Source organism: Candidatus Nitrosarchaeum limnium BG20, assembly GCF_000241145.1.
In the GTDB taxonomy this organism is placed as follows: Archaea; Thermoproteota; Nitrososphaeria; order Nitrososphaerales; family Nitrosopumilaceae; genus Nitrosarchaeum; species Nitrosarchaeum limnae.
Genome location: NZ_AHJG01000246.1, coordinates 1 through 21,786, shown reverse-complemented (window position 1 = coordinate 21,786; position 21,786 = coordinate 1). Strand labels below are relative to the sequence as shown.

Here is a 21,786-nt window from a genome sequence, read left to right as displayed (position 1 = left end):
TAATTTGTATGAAATGACGCCTATGAATTTAAATTCAATAATGGAAAATTCTTTTTAAGCGATTTTTGATAAGAAACAAAAGAATTTTTCTCTTCACTGCATTTTTTGCATATACATAATTGAGAAACTTTCTGTATATCACAGACATCTTGAAATTCACACTTAGAGCATCCAGCAGGTCCTCTACAAACAATGCATTGAAGTTCATTGATTTGAGCACATTTTTCATGTTTTACACCTAATCCTTTTGCCCATAATCCAATTTCATTTACTTCGATTTTTTCATTACAAACAATACAAGTTCCTGGAAACTTCATTGGAATTTTACGCCAGCTCATTAAATTAACTCGATCTCCTTTTCAAGTATATCATAAAAAACATCTTCAAAGTCTAATGTTAATTTTTTATTTTTAATACATAATAACATGTAAGGAAAACACAAAGTAACAAATGCACTAGATGATAGATGAAGTTTTTTGCCATGATTGATGAAAATGCTTTGATTTTTTTTCCATCCCATCTAATACGATTTAACAGCGGCCATGAAAGATTGTATTGAGAATATCTTATTCGTTCATTGTTTTGATATAATCCAATAAGGATTTCATTAAGATAGCGTAACAATCTCCAATTTTGAGTTCTCATAATTTTTCCATATAACATATCAGCTTCCGATATAATTGTCAAGAGTTTTGCAAGTGTTTGATTATCTAAATTACTAGTAATAATGCTAGAGTAAAAAGCATCTATCTTTAATTTTGGATCAATTTGCATAGAATACAGTACGCTTCTAGCTTCATCAATAGAATTTGCTTTAAAAAATGCGTTTATGCCATCTTCTACATTTATGTTTTCAAATGATTTTTCAGTTTGAGGATTAAATCCAGTAACTAGAGATTGTGTTAAATTAATCATTGAACGAATATCTCCTCTAGATCTTTCTATTACTTTTATCAGTGAACCTGGACTAAGTTTTGCATTTTCTTTGCTCAAAATGTTTTCAAGATATACTTTCAAAAGACGAGGCGGTATTGGTTTGAAAGAGATGGTTTTTACAACTTTCTTAATACTTTTCATTTTATCTGATTCATCTGAATTGGCAGCTAATACAATAGGTACAGTTGGTTCTTTCAAAATATCAATAAGTGCTTCTGCACCACCATAATCTCCCCTTCCATGAATACCGTCAACTTCATCAATGAAAATCATTGGAATTCCCAATAGACTGACGTTGCCCAGAACAGGTGTGAGAATTTCGTTGATTCTAGATTTACTTCTTACATCACTTGCATTCAATCCAACCATATCATAGCCAAATTGTTTTGCTGTAATGTATGCAATTGTTGTCTTTCCAATACCGGGGGGACCAACCAATAAAAGTGGTTTTGTACCCTTTTTCCATTTTGTGAACCATTCAATTATAGAAGATCTAGATTCTTCATTCCCAATCATGTCAGAAATATTCTGAGGCCTATATTTTTCAGACCACATCAATTTAATCACTTAGGAAGTTTTGATTCAAACTCAGACCATTTATTTGCTTTTTGAAGTTGGTTGTACCAATATTGATTATAATGCTCAACAGTCAAAAATAAAAATTCTAAAAATTCAGTATGTGAGAATTTATCAGGTAATAATTTAAGCGCTAATCGTGCATCTTGAAGATACAAATTACTTTTTTCTAATGTTAAATCAAATCCTTTTTTGACATCATTTGATAATAAAGTGTAATACAGAGGCCAAGAAGGAATTTTTACAAATCCATTTTTGATAGAATCTTCAATTTCATTTCCACATCCTACACCTTCAGCTGCTCTTGCCATACCAAGATAGAAGATTTCTCCCAAGGGTCTTTCTGCAAGAGCCATGTTTCTACCTGCTGTTCCCATTACGGAACGATATTTCTTATAAGATAAACTCATTTCTTCCTCAGTGATTTTAGTGGGTTTTGATTTTAATTTTTCATCTAAATATTGACCAATTCTAGCATCTTTGAAACCTTCTTCAAATTCGTGTAGGACTTGATCTCCACCCTTTGAAATTTTATCTCTTGCTAATTTCAAAATATATGGATTCATTAGCTTATAATCATCAAGATATTCCAAATCTTCATCTTTGTCTACAATTCTATCCATGGGTTCACTAAGATCAATTGCTAAAATGTGACCTTCAACAATATCTTGTCTTAATTGAGGATCATTTTTTCCAGTATAATTTGCAGCACCATCAAATAATGCATTAAAAACTGGAAAGGTCATTTTTACAAAATTGGAATTTAGAATACGTAATACTCTATCCTTTATTACATCTGGATTTTCTAATTTAGCTTTTATGGGATCTATTTCAGAGGCTTGAAGAATAATTTCTGTAGAACCCACTTCATTTCCAAATGCTTGCTGTGTTGAGTTTGGAGAAGGATCAGATTGGATTTCATGCAAAAGATCTCTTGCAAACCTATCTGCAAAATTTGGAAATTCATTTTCAGTTTCTTCTTTGTATTGAGTAAATAGTTTGTATCCTTTTGATTTAAACAATCCTTGTTTCATAATTTGCTTTCCAGGTTTTGTACTCATCAGGGATTCTTTACTTACAACAGACTGATCTTTTCCACTCACAAAAATTAAGCTTCTTTATTGTTATTTATGCTTTCAAATAGAAAAAAGATCTTTCACTTAAATTACGAAGAATGTAAAGTGGGTTAATGGAAGTAATTGAAATTCTTCAAGAGGCTTCAAGAAGAATATATGAAAATGTAAAAGATTTAGCAGGTACAGATAACGCAGCAGGTGATTTTGGAAGAGGTGCGGGAGGAGATATTTCACGCAATATAGACATTATTGCAGAAAAAACAGTGTTAGATTACCTTAAAGAAATTAATTTTGATTGTATTGTTTTAGGTGAAGAATGTGGTAGAGTAGAATTATCTAAACAATCAAAAGGATTCATCATCATGGATGCAATCGATGGTTCTGCAAATGCTGTAAGAGGGGTTCCTTTTTTTTGTAGCTCATTGGCATTTGCCAAAGAAGACAGATTAAGTTCTATCACAGACGGAGTAATAACAGATCTATCAAATGGAGATATGTATTGGGCATCAAAGGACAGAGGAGCATTTTTGAACAAATCAAGAATTAAAGTTCATGACAAGGAACCAATTTACAAAATTATTGGAATAAACACTTCAGGGGCAACTCATGAGTTAATGAATCGATTACACCCAATATTTGAGCAGCATAATCACATAAGACATTTTGGTGCAAATGCATTAGAAATGGCTTTGTTTGCAAGGGGATTGTTAGATATTTTCATAGACTTGAGAGATAAGATTAGAGTTCAAGATATTGCTGCAGGATATGTGATTGTAAAGGAAGCTGGTGGGATACTGTTAGATGCAAATTTGAATTTACTTGATGCAGATCTTAGTTATAAAACAAGAATTTCATTTATAGCTGCATCAAATCAAAAAATTCTAGATGATGTCGTTTCACAAATTAAAAAAATAAAATTATAAATTTTAAATAAAAAATGACTTTTTAAATTCAATATAGATAGAAATTATTTATCCGTATGATTCGTATTTTATTTCATAACTTCCGTCTTTGCGTTTTTCTTCTTTCGTAACAAATCCTTTCGGTCCAAGATATTCTATAACCCCATCAATAGTACCTTGATAACCACAAATGTAGACTTTAGTATTTGCAGTAGTTATTTCCTCTCCCACCATTTCTTCTAAAGGAGAGACGCCATTTTTATTTGGTTTAAAGAATGATTCTACTCTGCCAACATGTCCTGCCCATGAACGATTAAAGAATTCTTTTGGTCTACTGATTGCTGCTCTATATTTGAAATTCCATTGATCTTTTCCTCTTTCAATACTTTCGTTTTCCAGATTTGTTAATAATTCCTTATAGCTTAACTCATCAACATAACTTGCGCCATGAAGAACAATGATTTCACGTTTATCTCCAGTATCATGCAAATGTTTAGCAAATGCGATAAAAGGTGCAAGACCAGTTCCACCTCCAACACAAACAATTCTTCTGTTATCAGGTTGGCCATTAGGTAATTTATCATCAATTGTTAGAGCATTTCCAGTTGGATCTCCTAAATACACTTCATCACCAACGTTTGCATAAAATAATTCTGTAGTAACCCTACCAGGCAACGGCTTTCTAACCCATCTAATTACAAATTCAAAATAATCTCTGTTTTCAGGATGTGATGCAATTGAATATGCTCTCCTTACAATTTTTTGCTCAGAGGGTATTGGCAATCCTATGGTTAGAAATTGACCAGTTGTATATTTCGGCATCCCATTATTTGGAACTAAGCGAATTACAACTAGATCTTCTTTAAGTAAATGCATGTAAGTAATTTTGGCCTTTTGTTCTACTACCATTCAAAGTAATTTTTGCTACTTTGGATAAATGTATTTCTGTTAAATTTCAATTTTAGATATATTTGGTAGATTTGAATCGGATTTACATGTAAAAATTAAAAAACCTTAGATTGAATGATAAATCTTAAAGGATCATATTTTTTGACGAATTAACAGAACAGATCTCTTTTATGACTAAACATCATCTTTTGGTATTTATATGCAGAGTTGTGAATGTGAAGTATGGCCAAACTAAAGTGTAGTGATTATGGATTTGAGTGTGAATTTGTTTCAGAAGGAGAGATTGAAAACGTCATAGAAGAATTTGGAAAACACACTGATGAGGTACATGGAATAGATTATTCAAAAGAAGCTTTGATGCAATTTATTCTAAGAAAGAAATAAAATTAATTTATACAGATTCATGTTTTTGATTTAGAAATAATTAAAAATTATATAGTTATTTGTTTCATTGTTGCTTCAATTATGGGAATTTCTTTTTCAATTATTTTTTCTACAGCAGGGACTATTCCAACTCTAGCTTTTACATTTTCTTCATATATCTCTGCAATCTGATCTCTAAACAATAATTTGATTCCAGGTAATGCGGTAATTCCTTCATCAACAGTTCTTGGATCTGACAAATCCATTATCAATGTCCCTTTCTTTTTTTCTTCCATAACTAATTTTATTCTATCAAATGTAATTAAGAAGTAATCAGCAGTAGTTGCAACAAAAATTATATCATATTTATCAAATCCTGATAAGACTTCTTCAAACGCTACTGGCTTTCCACCTAATATTTTAGAAAAACCGGTTGAACGTTCAATGGTTTTGCTGGTCACATCAAAGGCAAATCCTTTTTTATTAAGAGTTTTAGCAACTCTTGCTGCAGACTCACCTGTACCAATTAACAAAATTTTCTTTTTTGCATCAAGGCCTGCTTTCTCATCAACGATTTTTACAGCTACATCCCCAAGAGAGATCACATTTTTACTAATTCCAGTTGTTTCGCGTATTCGAGTTGAAATTCGTATTATACTTTCAAATAATTTATTTAGAATGGGGCCTGAAACATTGATGTTTTTTGCATTTGAAAGAGATGTTTTAATTTCATTCAATATTTCTTCTTTACCTACAACTACTGAATCCAAACCACATGCTAATCTTAATAGATTAACATAGACATCAGTACCTTTGTAAACTTCAAGAGTCTGATCAAAATGATCTATATCAATTTGCTCTAACGTAGATAACGATTCCCAAGTTTCCTTGATTTGGTTCAATACGAGGGATTTTCCTTCAGTTCTTCTTCCATCAGGAGTATCACCTGTTTCCAGATTACTTACGGTGAATATCTCTATCCTACTTGCAGTTTGAATAATAATACATTCTGCAACACCTGGGATTTTCTTAAAAGTTTCACATGCTGTTTTAAGATCATCAAATCTAAATCTAGCTAGTGTGTGTAATGGTACATTTTTGAATGTGACTCTTGCATTAATTATATCAAAATTAATTTCGCTCATATCATCATCAATTATTCTCGAAGTTTATTCCTTCCACCTTTTGCAGTACGGAAAACATTCATTCCTATGAAATAATTTTCATAAATAGATTCTAAGTATTCGATTTCTTGTTGTGTTGTAATTATATCTTTTTCAGATGCATTTGGATCACTTTTTAATTTCTTTAGCTTTTGTTTGGTTTCTTCCAAGAATTTTCCTACACCAGATTCATAATTTGACATGCCACCAAATTCTGGACTCAACACATGTTGTGGAATGTATTTTGGTGTGTTATCAGTTGGAATCTCAACTTTTCTTGTAAGTTCATCTTGTTCATCAGATGAAAGTACAGGTCTTGGAAATCTATCTTTTTTTGCTAAGAAGAATTCTGGTTCGCCCATTTCTCTACGAAATATTTCTTCACCTTTACGTAAATTAGTAAATGTTGGAGCTTTGGTTGCTGCGGCTTTAACTTCTGCAGCTATTGCTTTGTACTCTTCCTCTGCTGCTGCTTCTGCTGCGGCTTTAGCTGCGGCTGCTTTTGCTAATGCTGCTTCAGCTTCAGCTTCTGCACGAGCTGCTTCTGCTGCTGCTTTAGCTGCTGCCTCGGCTTTGACAGCTGCAGATTTAGCTGGATCTTTTGTAGTTTCTGATGCTGAAACTTTTGGTGCTGGTTCTATCTTAGATTCCTTGTTTTCTTCAGACATCAAAATTTACTAAAATTGCCTGAATTTTAATATTCTTGTAAGAGAGATTTTCAAAAATTAACTTTCAATGGTGAAAATATTTCCATTTAAAGAGAGATCCAACAATATTCGTGTCATCATTGTATTAAAAATCAGGAATAAGATCGGCAATATCACACGTAAAAAATAATTTAAGAAGATAAAAGGCGCCCTCGGCGGGATTTGAACACGCGTCTCAACCGTGACAGGGTCGAATTCTAGACCGGACTATACTACAAGGGCACAGAATATTTCAAACAAATTGCCAGATTAAAAGTTTCTGAAGCAGTAAAAAATTTTGTAAAAGACTAAATTATACACGTCAAGCATTTTTCTCAGGGGTCTATGGCGCAGCCAGGTAGCGCACCGGACTTTTAATCCGGTTGTCGTGGGTCCGAATCCCACTAGACCCGCCCTTATTTTATTAATTCGGCAATTTTGCTGGATAAATTAGATAATGCCTTTGAAATATTATTATCTCGTTGTGTTACATTGATTCTATAGCTGTTAATTTTATTCATACGATCTTCAATCATTCTTTTTTGTTCATCATATCCTGAAGATCCAAATGATTTTCGTTCTTTTAGAGATGATATGATAGTTGTAGATTGTATTATTTTCATAATTAAATTTGGATCAACCTTTGTTTCCAGAGCTATTTTTGAAATTTCTTTAACACTGAGTTTATTCAAGGATTTATCATATTGATGTGCAATTTGGACTAGGTTTCCTGCAATTTTATGAGTTGTTCTAAATGGAATACCATTCTGAACTAGTTTCTCTGCAATGTCAAGAGCAATAAGATAACTAGATTCTGCTGCTTTTTTCATGTTTTTTTCATTAACACGTAATGTGAGAAGAATTGATTTCAAAATAACTAATGCACTAATTGAAATTTTTGATGTTGACCAAATAGATGATTTAATTTGCTGGAGATCACGTCCATATCCTGAAGCTAGCCCTTTAATTGTAGTTAGAATTGCAGTAAGATTTCCAATTACTTCTGCAGTTTTACCTCTTGTTAATTCTAAGATATCAGGATTTTTCTTTTGAGGCATTACACTTGAAGGGGATGTGAATTCATCTGCTAGTTCTATAAATGAAAATTCGGAAGTAGACCAAATTATAAAATCTTCAGAAATTCTACTAAGATTGGTCATCAAAATTGCTAACATTGAAACATATTCTGCTACAAAATCTCTTGTACTTGTTGCGTCAATTGAATTTTCAACTATTCCATCAAATCCCAACATCTTAGCAGTACTATGACGATCTATCGTTATACTGGTTCCGCCAACAGGTCCTGCACCTAGAGGACTTTGATTAACGTGGATGAATGCACCATAAAGACGATCAAAGTCTCTGAACAATACATCTGCATGAGCCAGTAAATAATGAGAAAACAAGCCTGCTTGAGCTTGTTGTAAATGAGTATAAAGTGGCATTACAGTTTTTTGATGATTTTTTCGCCAATGATACAAGAGCTTCAATAGTATCAAGTAAGCAATTACAAATAATGTTAATATCGTCACGAATCTTCATTCTAATGTCTAGTGCAACCTGATCATTTCTTGATCTTGCAGTATGCATTTTTCCGCCACTTGTAATACCTGCTTTTTTAATTACAAGGGATTCAATTAGTTCATGAATGTCTTCTGCTCCAGATGAATTATCAAATTTTTCATTTTTTAAAGATTCTAGTGCTATGAGAATTTTTTTTACATCGTTTTTTGAAATGATTTGATTTTCATATAACATTAAAGTATGAGCTTGACTTCCAATAATATCATAAAGTGCTATTTGAGAATCATCATTGATAGATGAAACATAATCCAAAGTAATATCACTCAAATCAGTACCAAGACGTGAACGATACATTACCTAAGGTTCTAGAATGGTTATATATAGCATCGATGCTTTTTTTATTATGAGTTTAGATATCAAACAACTTAGAGTAAAATTATTTGATGAATTATCGAAGATTGTAGATCCAGAAATTAACACATCAATTGTTGAACTAGAATTAATTGATGAGGTTGATATTAACAATAGTAATGTTAAGGTAGATTTGCATCTTACAAGTCCATTCTGTCCAGCAGTATTTGGTTTTAAGATCTGTCAGGATATTCACGATAATCTTTTGAAAGTGGATGGAGTAGATGATGTTAAAGTAAATGTATCAAATCATTTCATGGCAGAACAAATCAACAATCAGGTAAACAATAGTCCTAATCCAAAAAAGAAAATTTAACTTTTAAAACCTAACATATAACCACGTAATAATTGAATACCCATGGCTGGATCTACTCCTTTTGGACATACTTGACTACAAGAGCCTGCAAAATGACATCTCCAAATTCCGTGAGAGTCATCAATAATCTTTAGACGTTGATCTTTGCCTTTATCTCTACTATCTGCAACATACCTGTATGCTTGAGCTAATGCCTGAGGACCTACAAATGAAGAATCAGTTGCCATTGTAGGGCATGCAGAATTACACAATCCACATTTAATACAATTTGAGAATTGGATGTATTGTTCTAATTCTTCTGGAGACTGTAAGAATTCTTTTGCACTAGTTTCAATTTCAGTATCATCACGAATCAGATAGGGTTTTACTTTATGATGGGTATCAAATAATCGTTCAAATTTTACTGCCAGATCACGAATAATTGGAAAGTTGTTCATTGGTTCTACTGTTACAATATTTGAATTCAATTCGCTAATTTTTGTAAAACATGCAAGTCTTGGTTTACCATTAATAATCATCCCACATGAACCACATGTAGCTTGTCTACAAGAATAACGAACTGCAACCGAATGATCAAAATGTTGTTTTACATCGAGAATTGCTTCTAACACAGTAGTCCATCGCTCATATGAAATAGTAAACTCCATGAATTTCTTGGCATCATCATGTTCTGGATTAAATCTTGCAATACGTAGAGTTATTGATTTTAAAGTAGAATTAGATGATGTGTTTGTTTCTGCTAAACTAGATGTTTGTGCCATCTATACCATCCCCGTATTCACCATTATTATTGTTCGTGAACCATAAGCAATCAATGCAATCATAGCCACTACACAACCATATGAAACCGCTTTTTCATATTTTCTACCTTGTTTTAGTTCTAATAAAATGACTCTTAGTCCATTAAATCCATGAATAGATAACAAAATCAAAATGATTTCAAGCATTCCAGCATATGGAAGAAATTTGTAATTGGCAATTACACTTTCATATTGTAATGATTCTGCAAATCCTTGTGTGAGACGCATCAAAATATGGACAGCGACAAGCGCCACAGCTGCTAAAGCAGTTCCATAGTGTATTTTCATAATTATGCTTTCTCTCATTTTATTCACCAAACATTACAGTTAACCCATACATCATTGCAATAGCTGCAAGTATTATTGCAGAATAAATGCCCATTTTATGTCGTATGTTTTGAGATGCTGGAAGATATGGATAATCAGGTCTTGCAGGTTTTCCTACACCTATTCCACCATGTCCAAGCATGACTCGAATTCCATTGACAGTATGAAAAACACACATTGCAATTACTATAGCTAAAATAGCATGGCCTTCAGTAGTTTGTGTTAATTGAAGAAATTCATTCCAACCTATTTCGCCTTTTAAAATTGAACTGGTTTCATAAATATGACCAATAAAATATGCCAACAATCCCAATCCACTTAATCGCATTAACAAATATGCAACTCTTTCAATACCATATCTTCGAGGATTAATCATTCCTCCAATTCCTTCCTTATGTTCATCTTGTTTTGTCATTAGTATTTCCTCTCTACTGGTTGATATTTAGTAATTGTGACAGGATGTGTTTTCATTATAGGTTCTTTTGGATCATAATACGCTAAAGTGTGATGCAAAAAGTTTGCGTCATCACGTTTTGGATAATCAGTTCTTGAATGTGCACCTCTTGATTCTTTTCTATTAATAGCACCAAGTAAAACAATTTCTGCAACTCTAAACATTGAATCAAGTTCCATTACATTTGAAAAATTAGTATTGTATTCTTTTGCTTTGTCATCAACATGTTTCCAAGCTTGTTGTTTTAGTTGTCGAATTTTCTTTAGTCCTTCAACTAGATTTTTTTCATTTCTAAAGACATATGCTTTATCGTTCATTGTATCGGTCAACTCTTGTTTAACTTCATATGGATTAACATCACCATTACCTCGAAAAATTCCATCATAGATTCTTTTTTCTTCAGCTGCAACCAAATGATGAGGCCAAGGAGTTGCCATATCAAATTTTTCAATGTAATCAACTGCCAAATTACCTGTAATCTTTCCCCAAACTATACACTCTGAAGTGGAATTTGCACCAAGTCGATTTGAACCGTGAACACTGTTACATGCTGCCTCACCTGCAGCCCAAACACCTTGTAATTCAGTTGCTCCATCAATATCAGTATGTATACCACCCATCATATAGTGGCATACAGGTCTAACATCAAGAACTTCAGTAGCAGGATCTAATCCAGAAAATTTGATAGAAATCTCCCTAATGCCACCTAATTTTTCTTTGATTTTTTCATCGCCAAGGTGTCTTAAATCAAGCTTCATGCAATCAACACCTGTTTCATGTTTGAACCCACGACCTTCACTCATTTCGGTCATCATTGCTCTTGAGACAATATCACGTGGAGCTAATTCCATTTTTTCACCAGCATATTTTTTCATAAATCTTTCACCTTTGTTATTTAGAAGATAACCTCCTTCTCCCCTAGCACCTTCAGTGATAAGTATTCCAGAGGGTAAAATTCCAGTTGGATGAAACTGTACAAATTCCATATCCTTTAATGCCATACCTGCGCGTAATGCCATATCCAACCCATCTGGGGTGGAAGATAGAGCATAAGTTGAAAAACTATACAGTCTTCCAGCTCCACCAGTTGCAATAATCAAAGCTTTTCCTTTAATTGAATAAAAAGTTCCAGAAGAAAGTTCAATTGCAGTAATACCTAAGAATCGTTTTCCATCATGAATAATTGATGTTGCAAACCATTCATTGAGGTATTCAATATTTTCATGTTTTTGACAAGTATCATACAAAGTTTGCATTTCAAAGAAACCAACTTTATCAGATGCATATGTTGCTCGCGGAAAACTATAACCACCAAAATTTCTTTGTCCTATTCTCCCATCTTTTCTTCTAGACCATGGCATCCCCCAATGATCCAATTGATAAATTTCCTTTGGCATTTCTACACAAAGTCTTTCAGCTACATCCTGATCAGCAAGAAAATCACTTCCTTTCACGGTATCATAAATATGAGATTCAATTGTATCTCCCTCATCCTCAAAAAGAACAGCAGCTGTTCCACCTTCTGCAGATACAGAATGAGAACGCATTACTTGAACTTTTGAAACAATTCCAATCTTGATTTTAGGATTTTTTCTTGCGGCTTCTATAGCAGCTCTTAATCCTGCTAATCCAGAACCACATATTATCAAATCAAATTCAATAGATTCGACCATTTATCAGAATTGGTACCTAGAAGGTGGGTTAAATATGTAGTAATGGAGGCACATAGTTCAAAAAATTATTATATATCGCTAGTGATATTATTATTTATGATTTCTGAATGGTTTCAAAGAGTAGGAAGTTCTGTACCTCGAGGGTTTTCAAGATATTTTATTTTAGAATTATTAAAAACTAAGGCCTATACAGGTAAAGAAATCATAGATCATGCAGCTGAACAAAGTAATGGGGTATGGAAACCATCACCTGGTTTGATTTATCCATTATTAGGAAGATTACTTGATGAAGGTCTAATTGAGGAAGCAAAAGATGGCAAATATCAATTAACAAAAAAAGGAATAGAAACAGCAGCGGATGTCGATAAGATAAACGATATTGTGAGAAAACAATTGGATGTACTTTTTAGACTAGGAAACGTAGGTAGATTTGTTACAATGGATCTCTTAGAAAAGATGTCCTCTATAGGTTCAATTCTTGATTCAAATTTTGCAAATATGACAAGCGAAGAAACTCAAAAATATAGAAAATTTTTAGAAGCGGAGCTAAAGAAAATAGATGAAAAAGACATAAAGAAAGGAAAAGAGATCAAGATAGAATAAGTATTTTTGAAAAGTAAAAATTAATCTATTTTTTAGAGTCAATACTGACATCGCTTACTAAACAACAAAAATCTATAGTATTTGGATCATGGCTTGGTTGGTCACTTGATGGGTATGATCTAGTTTTGATGTTATTGGTTATTCCATTAATTAGTATACTATTTTTTCCAGCTGAAGATCCAACATTTTCACTTTTAGCAACATTTGCAGCTTACATCATTACATTGATAATGCGACCATTTGGTGGAGCATTTTTTGGAAATTTTGGAGATAAACATGGAAGAAAAAAAGCGATGATGATTACAATAATTGGGTTTTCCGGAGCAACGTTTGCAACAGGATTGTTGCCAACATGGCAAATGGTAGGAATCATGGCACCGATTTTGCTAATCGGATTAAGATTCATGCAAGGGTTCTTTGCAGGAGGAGAATGGGGGAGTGGGGCAGTAATCACAATGGAGACAGTACCAAAAGAAAAGAGAGGTATTCTGTCTGGTTTTTTGCAAAGTGGTTTTAATTTTGGTTTTGTAATAGCATCAGTAGTATTTTTTGGAGTGGTTTCAATATTTTCTGAAAAAGAATTTATAGAAATTGGATGGAGGATTATGTTCTTTACAGGAATAATTCCAGGTCTAGTGGCTCTTTTTGTAAGATTTAGGATGAATGAATCAGAAGTATGGCTTAAAAAACAAATACAGAGAAAAACAGAAAAGTCACCTCTAAAAAAATTGCTTTCAAGCAAAGATGGAAGGAAGAAATTCATTTTTTCTTTGATTTTGATGACAGGTCTAATGTATGCATATTATACTTCAATTGGGTTTTATCCAACATTTTTACAAAATTACGTAGAGATTGAAAAATCACAAGTATCACTATTAATGATTGTTGGAACAACAACTTCGTTATTTGGACAAATATTTACAGGATATCTCAGTCAAAGAATTGGAAGAAGAAAGACCATTGCATTTTTTGCAATAGCAGCTATAGCATTAGCAATTCCTACATTTTATGGGCTCTACAATGCACAATCTGTATATGAAAGAGCAACATATACAATAATTCTAATCTTTGTTGCAACAACAGGATTTGGTCCAATCCCAGCATTTCTCTCTGAGAGATTTCCCACAGAGGTAAGAAACAGTGCAAGTGGTTTAATTTACAATGGTGGTTTAATTTTTGGTTCATGGGCACCTCTAATTGCAGTTACAATGCTATCAAAAGGTACAGAATGGATCCCAATTTTATTAGGAATGAATGTGATTATTGGTTCGATAATTATTTTGATTGGTGCAAAAATTAATCCTGAAACAAGAGATGTGGATATTACAATATGATTTTAAAGTCATAAATAATTCTAAGAAAAAGAGCAATCATGAAAAGTTTGAAAACTATGTTAAAAGCAAACAAACCTCTTGTAATCCCAGGAGTGTATGATGCAATTGGAGCAAAAATTGCTGAAAAAGTTGGATTTGAAGCCATGTTTCAAACAGGATATGGAACTTCGGCCACATTATTTGGAATGCCAGATTATGGGTTTATTGGAGCAACAGAAACTCTTGATAATGCACGAAGAATTTGCAGAGCAGTGTCAGTACCAGTGATAGTAGATTCAGATACAGGTTATGGAAATGCGTTAAGCGTTTGGAAATTAGTTAGAGAGTTAGAATCAGCAGGAGCTTCTGGAATTTTTCTAGAAGATCAAAGATGGCCAAAAAGATGTGGACATATGAAAGGAAAAGAAGTTATTTCACAAGAAGAATATACAGAGAAATTAGGTGCAGCGATTGATGCAAGACAAAGTAAAGATTTCATTATCGTTGCAAGAACAGATGCAAGAGCAACTGAAGGATTAGATGCTGCAATAGAACGTGGTTTACAAAACAAAAAAACAGGTGCAGATGCGGTATTTATCGAGGCACCAAGATCATTAGAAGAAATGCGAATTATTGGAAAAGCAATCAATGCTCCACTTGTAGCAAATATGATTGAAGGGGGTGCAACACCAATGAATTCTGCAACAACATTGCATAAATTGGGATTTAAAATAATATTATATCCACTTTCAGTGTTGTTTGCAAATACTTTTGCAACAATGAATATTTTAAAAGAATTAAAGAAAACCGGAACTACTGCAAAGTTTAAACATAAAGTAGTAAATTTTGATCAATTCAATGATTTGGTTGATTTACCAAAATTCCAAAAATTAGAAAAGAAGTATGGATTTTCAAAAAGAGAATAAAATAAAAAATTACAAGTAAAGTACAGATATCAACTGTTTCTCTTTACTTCAATTTCTATTGTTGAAACGTTTCTGGTTCTACCGTCTTGTGACTCTAATGATTCGGAGCCTATTTTGATTTCTCCAATAGAGTATCCAGCATTTTCTGTCTTTCTTGCAATGATTTGAGCTACATCCACAGCACGACCGATGCTTAGACCTCTAGCTTTGATGTAGACGGAGGGTAAGTTTGCCAATTGAATTAGCGTTGATGTTACATATGCCATCAATGGTTTCTTACCAATGAATATGGTGTTTCTGGATTCGTTTGACATGAGTGATTCGGTATTTAACGATAATTTAAAGCTAAAAGGATTTTTTTGATTATAGGGAAAATTTTATGTAAAATATTGAACTGTTATTAAGCAGATTTGGGCATTTCAATGAATAATATGAAAAACATCAAAGAAATGTTAGATTTAGGAACTATAGACGAAAAAATCAAAATCTTAGAATCTTTGTCATTTTCAAATGATGAAGAAATCATACAAAAAATAATTTCAAAATTAGATGATGAAAATATTCAGATAAGAGGTGAGGCATTTAGTGCTCTAGTATCAAATGAAAATGAAATTTCGAATTTACTAATAGAGAATTTAGATTCTCAAAATAAAAACATCAGAGGTTATCTATCTCTAGTATTAGCAAACAGAAATGATTCTAATTCAATTCCAGAAATCATCAAGCTTACAAATGATCAAAGTTCCATGGTAAGAGCTTGTGCTTTAGGAGCACTAGGTCATCTTAAAGCAAGACAGGCAAAAGAAGTAATAGATAATTGCTTATTTGATCCAAATTTGGAAGTTAGAAAAAGTGCATTACAGGCTATGATTTATCTTGAATATCCAATATCAACAGAGAAAATTAAAGAGATCTTGAAAGAAAAAGATTCTGAATTGGAGAGACTACTTGTCAATGTAAAAAAGAGTGGACCGAAAGGGATTTGAACCCTCGATCTGATGCATGCCATGCACCCATCCTACCAGACTAGACGATCGGCCCAATAATCAGTAAACTGATCGAATATCGTTTTTCAAATTGGTTATTAACGTTTAGCGGTTTAAGAATAAGATATGCATGAAATTAACACAAGATATTTAACCATAATTAGGATGGATGTAACGTTATGGTAGTAGATAACAAAGCAACTATCACATATGTCCAATTGCTTAAAGAAGATCTTGTAATAATTAGATTAGTACCAAAAGACGGTCCTGTCCCAGATTATCAAGCAGGTCAATTTATCACGTTAGGATTACCAAATCCAGTAGAAGGTGGAAAAATCGTTAGAAGAGCATATTCCATTGCATCACATCCTGAAAATAGAAAGTATATCGAGCTTGTAATTAGATGGGTAAGAAAACCACTTCCAGGTAGATTAACAACTCAATTATTCAATGCAAAAGAAGGTGATGAAATTTTATGGTTAAAACCTACAGGAAGAGCACTTTTGATAAATGAAACATTACCAAATGGAGAAAAGGACAATAGACGAATAATATGTATTGGTGGAGGAACAGGTCTTGCACCATTTGTAAGTTTTGCACAGCATCTACATGCTACGGGAGATAAACGTGAAATCATTGTTCTTCATGGTGCTAGTTATGTTGATGAATTAAGCTATAAAGAATTACTAACAGAGTTAGAAAATGAAAGTAAAGCTAGAGGAAAAGATCAGTGGAATTTTACATACAGGGCAGCAATCAGTAGACCACAAGAATGGTTTAACAGATCATGGGCCGGTCAAGTTGGTAGAGTTGAAACATTTCTTAGACCAAGAGACAATGGAATGTCACCATTAGAAGAACTAATTGGAGATAAAATCACAAAAGAAAATACAATGTTCTATGTTTGTGGTTGGCAAGGAACAATTGATGGGGTAATGGATTTCTTAAAACCAAAAGGTTTCATCACAGAGCATGACAAGGGTCCAGATGGAAACTTCCAAGTAAAATACGAATCATACGGATAATCAAATTTTTAAAGAAATAAAATCTTCAATTTGTTCTGATCTTTGGGGACGTAGGTTAGCTTGGTATACTGCCAGCCTCGGGTGCTGGAGATCGTGGGTTCAAATCCCATCGTCCCCATTATTTATGAAATTCAATCATTGAAATATAACATTTTTTTAGTTACAGTAGTTGATAACTGCTCTCTATCTTGCACATCTAAATCCTGTAACTAATGCACATGTTGAAATAATTAACGAATTAAAAAATAATGCAGATATTGTAAAAATTATGCCAGTGGTTTTTAAATCTGGAAAAAATGAAATCAACAGTAAAAGTTTTCCATTTAGTTTTGAGATTAGAAAAAAAATGATCACATCAATTTTTGGAGATTCTGTATCAGTTACTGATGATTATGCATTTTTTGCCCCTTTTAAAAAATACATGCCACCACTTTTATCTCCAAAATCATGGGAATTAAGAAAACAAATTCTAAGAGGAGTGAAAGGGGAATTTTTTTCATATACTGGAGATAAAGCAGAAGGATACATGCTCAAAATATACAGATTAAAACCAAAAATAGGTCAAAGACGGGCTCTCTCTGCAGCAGCTGTAAAAGAGAATATCTACAAAGCAGCTTTGGGGGAAGAATCCAATTGGAAAAAAGATGTACCAGAAAGTGTTGCGAGAATTATTGACGAAAATTGGAATGTAATTAAAAAATTTTCAGAGATGGAAGACAAAACAACCCGTGTTTTAGGAATGAAATTCCCTAAAGAGGGGTGGTCAAAGTAAAGTTATCAGAAAAAATCATTTGAGAAATTGAAAAATAAGATATAAAAAATAAAACAAGCTTCAAAAGTTTATTTCTTTTTTGAAGCCTTTTTGGTTGTTTTTTTAGCTGCTGCTTTTTTCTTTGCTGCCATAAGAGAAACTACAATTCACTAGAATTTTTACAGGTGAAATTAAAAAAATTACACAAAATGGGTGATGTTGGGAATACAATTTTAAAATATTTGGAAAATGAAAAAAATCATTTTGGTCAAAATCAGATCTATTTTTTCAGTAAATTTTATTCAAATTTTTATTTTTTCCTAAATTATCAAAATAAAAATTATTTTGAAGTGAGATCATCAAATCTTCATCATGTTATGGCATCAAATCAAATGAAATATTGAGAAATATCCTCCAATTCAAGAATTGAGAGAGAAAACAGGAAATAAGAGTTGCAGAATAGATTAATTACTGATGTAGTTGAGATTTTTTATGGGGCTACCTCTTTCAAAATATGTTTGGTTTGATGGGAAATTTGTGACATTAGACAAGGCCAAGGTACCAATTACAACACATGCAATTCATTATGGTACATCAGTTTTTGAGGGGGTGCGTGCATACTGGAATGGGAAAAATCTGTTTATCTTTAGATTAGATGAACACATCAAACGATTTAGAAGATCAGGGCAATTTTATAATATATCACTTAATTTTTCAGATGAAATAATAAACAATGCAATTATAGGAATTTGTAAGAAAAATAAAATAAAAAAATCATGCTATATTAGACCATTTTATTTTATCGGAGATTATGGAATTAATTTACATTTAACAGAAAAGGCACCTACTAATGTTGCAATTTTTATTTTTCCATTTGGAGATTTATTTAATAAAAATGGAATTACAGCCGGTGTTGTATCTTGGAGAAAATTTTCAGATATGTCAACACCTCCACAAGCTAAGATGGGGGGCAATTATCTCAATTCAATTATAGCCACACAAGAAGCAAAAAGAAATGGATTTGATGAGGCAATTTTACTAGATCATAGTGGGAATGTAAGTGAAGCACCTGGTGAAAATATTTTCATTGTGAGAGAGGACAAATTAATTACACCTCCATTATCATCCTCAGCGTTAAATGGAATCACAAGAGATGCGATTATTAAAATTGCATGTGATCTTGACATAGATGTAATAGAAACTGAAATTGCAAGAAGCGAGCTAATGATTTCTGATGAAATCTTTCTTACGGGTACAGCAGCTGAGATCACACCAATTATTTCAATGGATGGTAAAAAAATTGCTAACGGCAAACCTGGAGAGATAACTATGAAATTGATGAAAAAATATACTGAAATAGTAATGAACAAAAACCAAGATTACTCACACTGGTTAACAGAGGTTTATTAGATGAAAATTGTTCAAATTGGTACTGGTGGTTGGGGGAAAAACCATACTAGAATATTATCTCAATTAGGCGTACTTTGTGCAGTTTGCGACGTAAATGCAGAGAGAAGTAAAGAATATGGGGAAAAATATTCAGTGAAACATTATAGTAATTTAGATGATTTAATAAAATTTGAAGAATTTGATGGAGCATTTGTTGTAACACCTACTTCAACTCATACAGAAATTGCTACAAAATTACTTCAAGCGAAAAAACATGTATTTGTAGAAAAACCAATGACATACAAATCAGAAGATGGTCAAAAAATTTTAGAAATTGCTGAAAAAAATAAAGTGATTCTAACATGTGGGTATATCGAACGTTTCAATCCAGCAGTAGATATTGTAAAAAAATTTGTTAAAGAGAAAAAATTTGGAGAATTAGTAATGTTAGAATTTCACCGTGAAAATAGAATGCCACTTCACATTAAAGATGTGGGAATAATTTATGACACATCTGTACATGATATAGACACTGCAAACTGGTTGTTTGATGATATGCCACAAGTAGTTTTTGCAAGGTCAGGAAGAATAAATCATGAACATGAAGATTTTGCAAGCATAATGTTGGGATATAAGAATGACAAAATAGCAATTATTTCATCAAATTGGATCACTCCAAAAAGAGTAAGGACATTTTCAGCTGTTTGTACAGATGCAATAATTACATCAGATTTTATTTCACAAGAAGTAAAAGTAGAGAAAAAAGAAGAAACCGAGATTCCACGAAATGAAAAACAAGAGCCATTATTATTAGAAATTCAAAGTTTTTTGGGCGCAATAGAAGGAAAAAACGATTTGGTTGTAAAATCACAGCAAGCAGTTAATGTAACTAAAATAGCTGAAGCGGCACTTTTATCTAGTCAGAAAGGAATTCCAATTTATCTGGATTTAAAATGAATAGATCAATGATAGATATTTTGGCTTGTCCAATTGACAAAAATCACCCATTAGAATTATACGAAATAAAGGAGAAAGATAATGTGGTTTCAGAAGGAGCTCTGTTTTGCCCCAAATGTTCTAGATTTTATCCTATCATTGAAGAGATTCCAATAATGCTACCTGATGAATTAAGAAATAAAGAGCAAGAGATGGAATTTCTTACAAATAATAAGCAAAAATTGCCTGACAAAATTATCACTATGGCAAATCCATGGCACTTGTGATTTAATTGGTAACTAATTATATTTCAGAAAAAGCAAAGATTGGAAGTAATGTAAAAATTTGGCATTTTTCATATGTCGGAGACAATGTAGAAATTGGAGATAATGTAAAAATCGGTTCACTTGTGCACATTGATTATAATGTAAAGATTGGAGAAAATACCAAGATAGAAGGGCAAGCATACATTCCTCCTCTTTCAAGAATTGGAAAAAATGTTTTCATAGGTCCTGCTGCAGTGCTGACAAATGATCCTTATCCAATGTGCGATAAAATGATTGGAGTTACAATAGAAGATAATGCTGTGATTGGAGCACGAGCAGTCATTAAAGCAGGAGTAAGAATTGGAAAAAATAGTGTTGTTGCTATGGGTGCAGTTGTTACAAGAGATGTACCAGAAGACTCCGTAGTAATAGGAGTTCCAGCAACTATACGATATACACGTAAAGAGTACGACAAAAAACAGAAGCAGTGGATCGATAGTTAGAATTTTATCTCATTTTTAAATATCCAATTCTTCAATTTTGATAAAATTAGAATCCAAATTATTACAAGAATTATTGCAATGATTGCCTTAATTATAGATGCCAGGAAAAAATCAAATTCACCATATCCTGAGATTGAAAGTGGACCTATAATCATGACAAGGAATCCGCCTCCGATAATAATCAACATCCACATTACAAAAACAAAACCAAAAAGACCTATCTTCAAATTGTCATCCTCATCATAATTGCAGTGATTATTGCAAGTATTCCTGAAAAAATAGCTAATCTAAAAATTGCATATCCTACCTGTTTTTCGGATAACGGTCCACCAGCAAGAATTAATCTAACCAAAGTTATAGGTGCAGTTTTATCATTAGTGGCTTTTAATTTAAAATCTTCAGTATGCTCTACTGGTTTTCCTTTGATTTGTCTGTGCTCTACAATTCTCTTCATACTAGAGAGAAACAAAAAGGAGTTAATTACAGCCGGTAAAAGTGCAACAGCTGCAATAATTTCAACATGACCTATAATTGCAATTCCCCCATACATGGCACCCAAAGTCAAAGCGCCAGAATCTCCAGGAAATATCTTACTTGGGATTTTATGATATTTATAAAATGCAAGTGAAACAAATCCCAAAGGAAGACTGATAATAGCTATTTCATAATTTTGCAAAATAAATAATGCTATGCTTAACGAGAAACTTGCAATGGTCATAAAACCACTTGCTACACCATTTAGTACATCAATTGAATTAATTGTGTTACCAGTAATTGGAATCATTAAAAGTGCAACACCAATGTAAAGAGCAGGTATCTGTACAGTTCCAAACAAAGGAAAAGCAAGATGTGAATGATATGTACCTAGAAAGATTATAGGAGTTGCAGCAAATAATAAAGCAAGAGGTTTGAACCATCCTCCCATTACTTTTCTATCATCAACATATCCAATAACAAATGCAATAAAACTAG

Annotated in this window: 28 protein-coding genes and 4 tRNA genes; 15 read left to right on the top strand and 17 right to left on the bottom strand. The window is 32.6% G+C overall.

All coding sequences use genetic code 11. The features are described from left to right. Positions 1 to 20: 20 nt before the first annotated feature. Genes BG20_RS08935 through BG20_RS14045 form a run of 3 tightly spaced genes read right to left on the bottom strand, consistent with a single transcriptional unit; the run spans position 21 to position 2,615 of the window. Positions 21 to 338, bottom strand: coding sequence for a hypothetical protein (locus tag BG20_RS08935; protein WP_010194128.1), 318 nt, complete (start codon positions 336 to 338; stop codon positions 21 to 23). Positions 339 to 396: 58 nt separating this feature from the next. After that, entirely contained in the window at positions 397 to 1,491 is a 1,095-nt protein-coding gene (locus BG20_RS08930; protein WP_048097192.1) for an AAA family ATPase, read from the bottom strand. An 8-nt stretch (positions 1,492 to 1,499) separates the two neighbouring features. Continuing rightward, the gene (locus BG20_RS14045; RefSeq protein ID WP_010194123.1) at positions 1,500 to 2,615 is read right to left on the bottom strand and encodes a hypothetical protein; all 1,116 of its coding nucleotides are present in this window, start codon (positions 2,613 to 2,615) and stop codon (positions 1,500 to 1,502) included. Positions 2,616 to 2,701: 86 nt separating this feature from the next. Between BG20_RS14045 and BG20_RS08920 the strand changes: the two genes are divergently transcribed. Beyond that, positions 2,702 to 3,511, top strand: a complete 810-nt coding sequence (locus tag BG20_RS08920) for an inositol monophosphatase family protein (protein ID WP_010194121.1) — start codon at positions 2,702 to 2,704, stop codon at positions 3,509 to 3,511. A 48-nt stretch (positions 3,512 to 3,559) separates the two neighbouring features. Here the strand turns inward: BG20_RS08920 and BG20_RS08915 are convergent, their stop codons facing one another. Continuing rightward, positions 3,560 to 4,399, bottom strand: a complete 840-nt coding sequence (locus BG20_RS08915; protein WP_010194119.1) for a ferredoxin--NADP reductase — start codon at positions 4,397 to 4,399, stop codon at positions 3,560 to 3,562. A 222-nt stretch (positions 4,400 to 4,621) separates the two neighbouring features. Here BG20_RS08915 and BG20_RS11985 point away from each other — a divergent pair, with 222 nt between their 5' ends. Then, positions 4,622 to 4,783, top strand: a complete 162-nt coding sequence (locus BG20_RS11985; protein ID WP_010194117.1) for a DUF1059 domain-containing protein — start codon at positions 4,622 to 4,624, stop codon at positions 4,781 to 4,783. A 47-nt stretch (positions 4,784 to 4,830) separates the two neighbouring features. On the opposite strand, the gene BG20_RS08910 is transcribed toward BG20_RS11985, so the two are convergent. The 3 genes from BG20_RS08910 to BG20_RS08900 all read right to left on the bottom strand — a co-directional run bounded on the left by BG20_RS08910 (position 4,831) and on the right by BG20_RS08900 (position 6,854). Then, complete coding sequence (locus BG20_RS08910; RefSeq protein WP_010194114.1) at positions 4,831 to 5,907, bottom strand: glutamyl-tRNA reductase; 1,077 nt, start codon at positions 5,905 to 5,907, stop codon at positions 4,831 to 4,833. Positions 5,908 to 5,918: 11 nt separating this feature from the next. Next, a complete protein-coding gene (locus BG20_RS08905) occupies positions 5,919 to 6,593 on the bottom strand; it encodes a hypothetical protein (RefSeq protein ID WP_010194113.1) in 675 nt (224 codons plus the stop codon). A gap of 186 nt (positions 6,594 to 6,779) precedes the next feature. Further along, a tRNA-Asp gene (locus BG20_RS08900) sits at positions 6,780 to 6,854 on the bottom strand. A gap of 96 nt (positions 6,855 to 6,950) precedes the next feature. Here BG20_RS08900 and BG20_RS08895 point away from each other — a divergent pair. Beyond that, positions 6,951 to 7,024 (top strand) — tRNA-Lys (locus BG20_RS08895). Positions 7,025 to 7,027: 3 nt separating this feature from the next. Here the strand turns inward: BG20_RS08895 and argH are convergent. Further along, positions 7,028 to 8,056: an argininosuccinate lyase gene (gene argH, locus BG20_RS08890; protein ID WP_250635831.1), complete on the bottom strand. Its 1,029-nt coding sequence runs from the start codon at positions 8,054 to 8,056 to the stop codon at positions 7,028 to 7,030. After that, complete coding sequence (locus BG20_RS13680; protein WP_250635830.1) at positions 7,965 to 8,489, bottom strand: lyase family protein; 525 nt, start codon at positions 8,487 to 8,489, stop codon at positions 7,965 to 7,967. The genes argH and BG20_RS13680 overlap by 92 nt, the downstream gene beginning before the upstream one ends. Before the next feature lie 49 nt (positions 8,490 to 8,538). On the opposite strand from BG20_RS13680, the gene BG20_RS08885 reads away from it, so the two are divergent. Then, complete coding sequence (locus BG20_RS08885) at positions 8,539 to 8,862, top strand: metal-sulfur cluster assembly factor (RefSeq protein ID WP_010194111.1); 324 nt, start codon at positions 8,539 to 8,541, stop codon at positions 8,860 to 8,862. Here the strand turns inward: BG20_RS08885 and BG20_RS08880 are convergent. The 4 genes from BG20_RS08880 to BG20_RS08865 are packed head-to-tail and all read right to left on the bottom strand — an operon-like array spanning position 8,859 to position 12,116. After that, a complete protein-coding gene (locus BG20_RS08880; RefSeq protein WP_010194110.1) occupies positions 8,859 to 9,623 on the bottom strand; it encodes a succinate dehydrogenase/fumarate reductase iron-sulfur subunit in 765 nt (254 codons plus the stop codon). The genes BG20_RS08885 and BG20_RS08880 overlap by 4 nt on opposite strands. Beyond that, positions 9,624 to 9,968 (bottom strand): succinate dehydrogenase/fumarate reductase transmembrane subunit, encoded by a 345-nt coding sequence (locus tag BG20_RS08875; protein ID WP_010194109.1) that lies wholly within the window; start codon positions 9,966 to 9,968, stop codon positions 9,624 to 9,626. A 1-nt stretch (position 9,969) separates the two neighbouring features. Beyond that, positions 9,970 to 10,404 carry a succinate dehydrogenase/fumarate reductase transmembrane subunit gene (locus BG20_RS08870; protein WP_010194108.1) on the bottom strand — a complete coding sequence of 145 codons (435 nt, stop codon included), beginning with the start codon at positions 10,402 to 10,404 and terminating at the stop codon, positions 9,970 to 9,972. Further along, a complete protein-coding gene (locus BG20_RS08865; protein ID WP_010194107.1) occupies positions 10,404 to 12,116 on the bottom strand; it encodes a succinate dehydrogenase/fumarate reductase flavoprotein subunit in 1,713 nt (570 codons plus the stop codon). Before BG20_RS08865 ends, BG20_RS08870 begins: the two co-directional genes overlap by 1 nt. A 96-nt stretch (positions 12,117 to 12,212) precedes the next feature. On the opposite strand from BG20_RS08865, the gene BG20_RS08860 reads away from it, so the two are divergent. Genes BG20_RS08860 through BG20_RS08850 form a run of 3 tightly spaced genes read left to right on the top strand, consistent with a single transcriptional unit; the run spans position 12,213 to position 14,958 of the window. Further along, complete coding sequence (locus BG20_RS08860) at positions 12,213 to 12,719, top strand: PadR family transcriptional regulator (RefSeq protein WP_010194106.1); 507 nt, start codon at positions 12,213 to 12,215, stop codon at positions 12,717 to 12,719. A gap of 23 nt (positions 12,720 to 12,742) precedes the next feature. Continuing rightward, complete coding sequence (locus tag BG20_RS08855) at positions 12,743 to 14,053, top strand: MFS transporter (RefSeq protein ID WP_256359097.1); 1,311 nt, start codon at positions 12,743 to 12,745, stop codon at positions 14,051 to 14,053. A 56-nt stretch (positions 14,054 to 14,109) separates the two neighbouring features. After that, positions 14,110 to 14,958, top strand: coding sequence for an isocitrate lyase/phosphoenolpyruvate mutase family protein (locus BG20_RS08850; protein WP_010194103.1), 849 nt, complete (start codon positions 14,110 to 14,112; stop codon positions 14,956 to 14,958). Positions 14,959 to 14,987: 29 nt separating this feature from the next. On the opposite strand, the gene BG20_RS08845 is transcribed toward BG20_RS08850, so the two are convergent. After that, positions 14,988 to 15,272 carry an AlbA family DNA/RNA-binding protein gene (locus BG20_RS08845; protein ID WP_007402333.1) on the bottom strand — a complete coding sequence of 95 codons (285 nt, stop codon included), beginning with the start codon at positions 15,270 to 15,272 and terminating at the stop codon, positions 14,988 to 14,990. Between the two features lie 117 nt (positions 15,273 to 15,389). On the opposite strand from BG20_RS08845, the gene BG20_RS11980 reads away from it, so the two are divergent. Beyond that, positions 15,390 to 15,944 (top strand): HEAT repeat domain-containing protein, encoded by a 555-nt coding sequence (locus BG20_RS11980; RefSeq protein ID WP_081477558.1) that lies wholly within the window; start codon positions 15,390 to 15,392, stop codon positions 15,942 to 15,944. On the opposite strand, the gene BG20_RS08840 is transcribed toward BG20_RS11980, so the two are convergent. Beyond that, a tRNA-Ala gene (locus tag BG20_RS08840) sits at positions 15,926 to 15,999 on the bottom strand. The two genes, BG20_RS11980 and BG20_RS08840, sit on opposite strands and share 19 nt — an antisense overlap. A gap of 124 nt (positions 16,000 to 16,123) precedes the next feature. Between BG20_RS08840 and BG20_RS08835 the strand changes: the two genes are divergently transcribed. The 7 genes from BG20_RS08835 (at position 16,124) to BG20_RS08800 (ending at position 20,814) form a co-directional block, all read left to right on the top strand. Next, entirely contained in the window at positions 16,124 to 16,969 is an 846-nt protein-coding gene (locus BG20_RS08835; RefSeq protein ID WP_010194097.1) for a ferredoxin--NADP reductase, read from the top strand. A gap of 44 nt (positions 16,970 to 17,013) precedes the next feature. Then, a tRNA-Pro gene (locus BG20_RS08830) sits at positions 17,014 to 17,087 on the top strand. A gap of 51 nt (positions 17,088 to 17,138) precedes the next feature. Continuing rightward, entirely contained in the window at positions 17,139 to 17,741 is a 603-nt protein-coding gene (locus BG20_RS08825) for a hypothetical protein (protein ID WP_010194095.1), read from the top strand. 471 nt (positions 17,742 to 18,212) lie between these two features. Then, complete coding sequence (locus BG20_RS08815; RefSeq protein ID WP_010194092.1) at positions 18,213 to 19,130, top strand: branched-chain amino acid transaminase; 918 nt, start codon at positions 18,213 to 18,215, stop codon at positions 19,128 to 19,130. Continuing rightward, positions 19,131 to 20,066: a Gfo/Idh/MocA family protein gene (locus BG20_RS08810; protein ID WP_010194091.1), complete on the top strand. Its 936-nt coding sequence runs from the start codon at positions 19,131 to 19,133 to the stop codon at positions 20,064 to 20,066. It abuts the gene before it with no gap. Then, positions 20,063 to 20,332: a Trm112 family protein gene (locus BG20_RS08805; RefSeq protein ID WP_010194089.1), complete on the top strand. Its 270-nt coding sequence runs from the start codon at positions 20,063 to 20,065 to the stop codon at positions 20,330 to 20,332. The genes BG20_RS08810 and BG20_RS08805 overlap by 4 nt, the downstream gene beginning before the upstream one ends. 5 nt (positions 20,333 to 20,337) lie before the next feature. Next, entirely contained in the window at positions 20,338 to 20,814 is a 477-nt protein-coding gene (locus BG20_RS08800) for an acyltransferase (protein WP_010194088.1), read from the top strand. Here the strand turns inward: BG20_RS08800 and BG20_RS08795 are convergent. Together BG20_RS08795 and BG20_RS08790 are read right to left on the bottom strand one after the other, a co-directional pair. After that, a complete protein-coding gene (locus BG20_RS08795; RefSeq protein WP_010194086.1) occupies positions 20,811 to 21,041 on the bottom strand; it encodes a hypothetical protein in 231 nt (76 codons plus the stop codon). The genes BG20_RS08800 and BG20_RS08795 overlap by 4 nt on opposite strands. Continuing rightward, a partial coding sequence (locus BG20_RS08790; RefSeq protein WP_010194080.1) for an MraY family glycosyltransferase occupies positions 21,038 to 21,786 on the bottom strand: 749 nt, incomplete at its 5' end. The genes BG20_RS08790 and BG20_RS08795, both read right to left, overlap by 4 nt.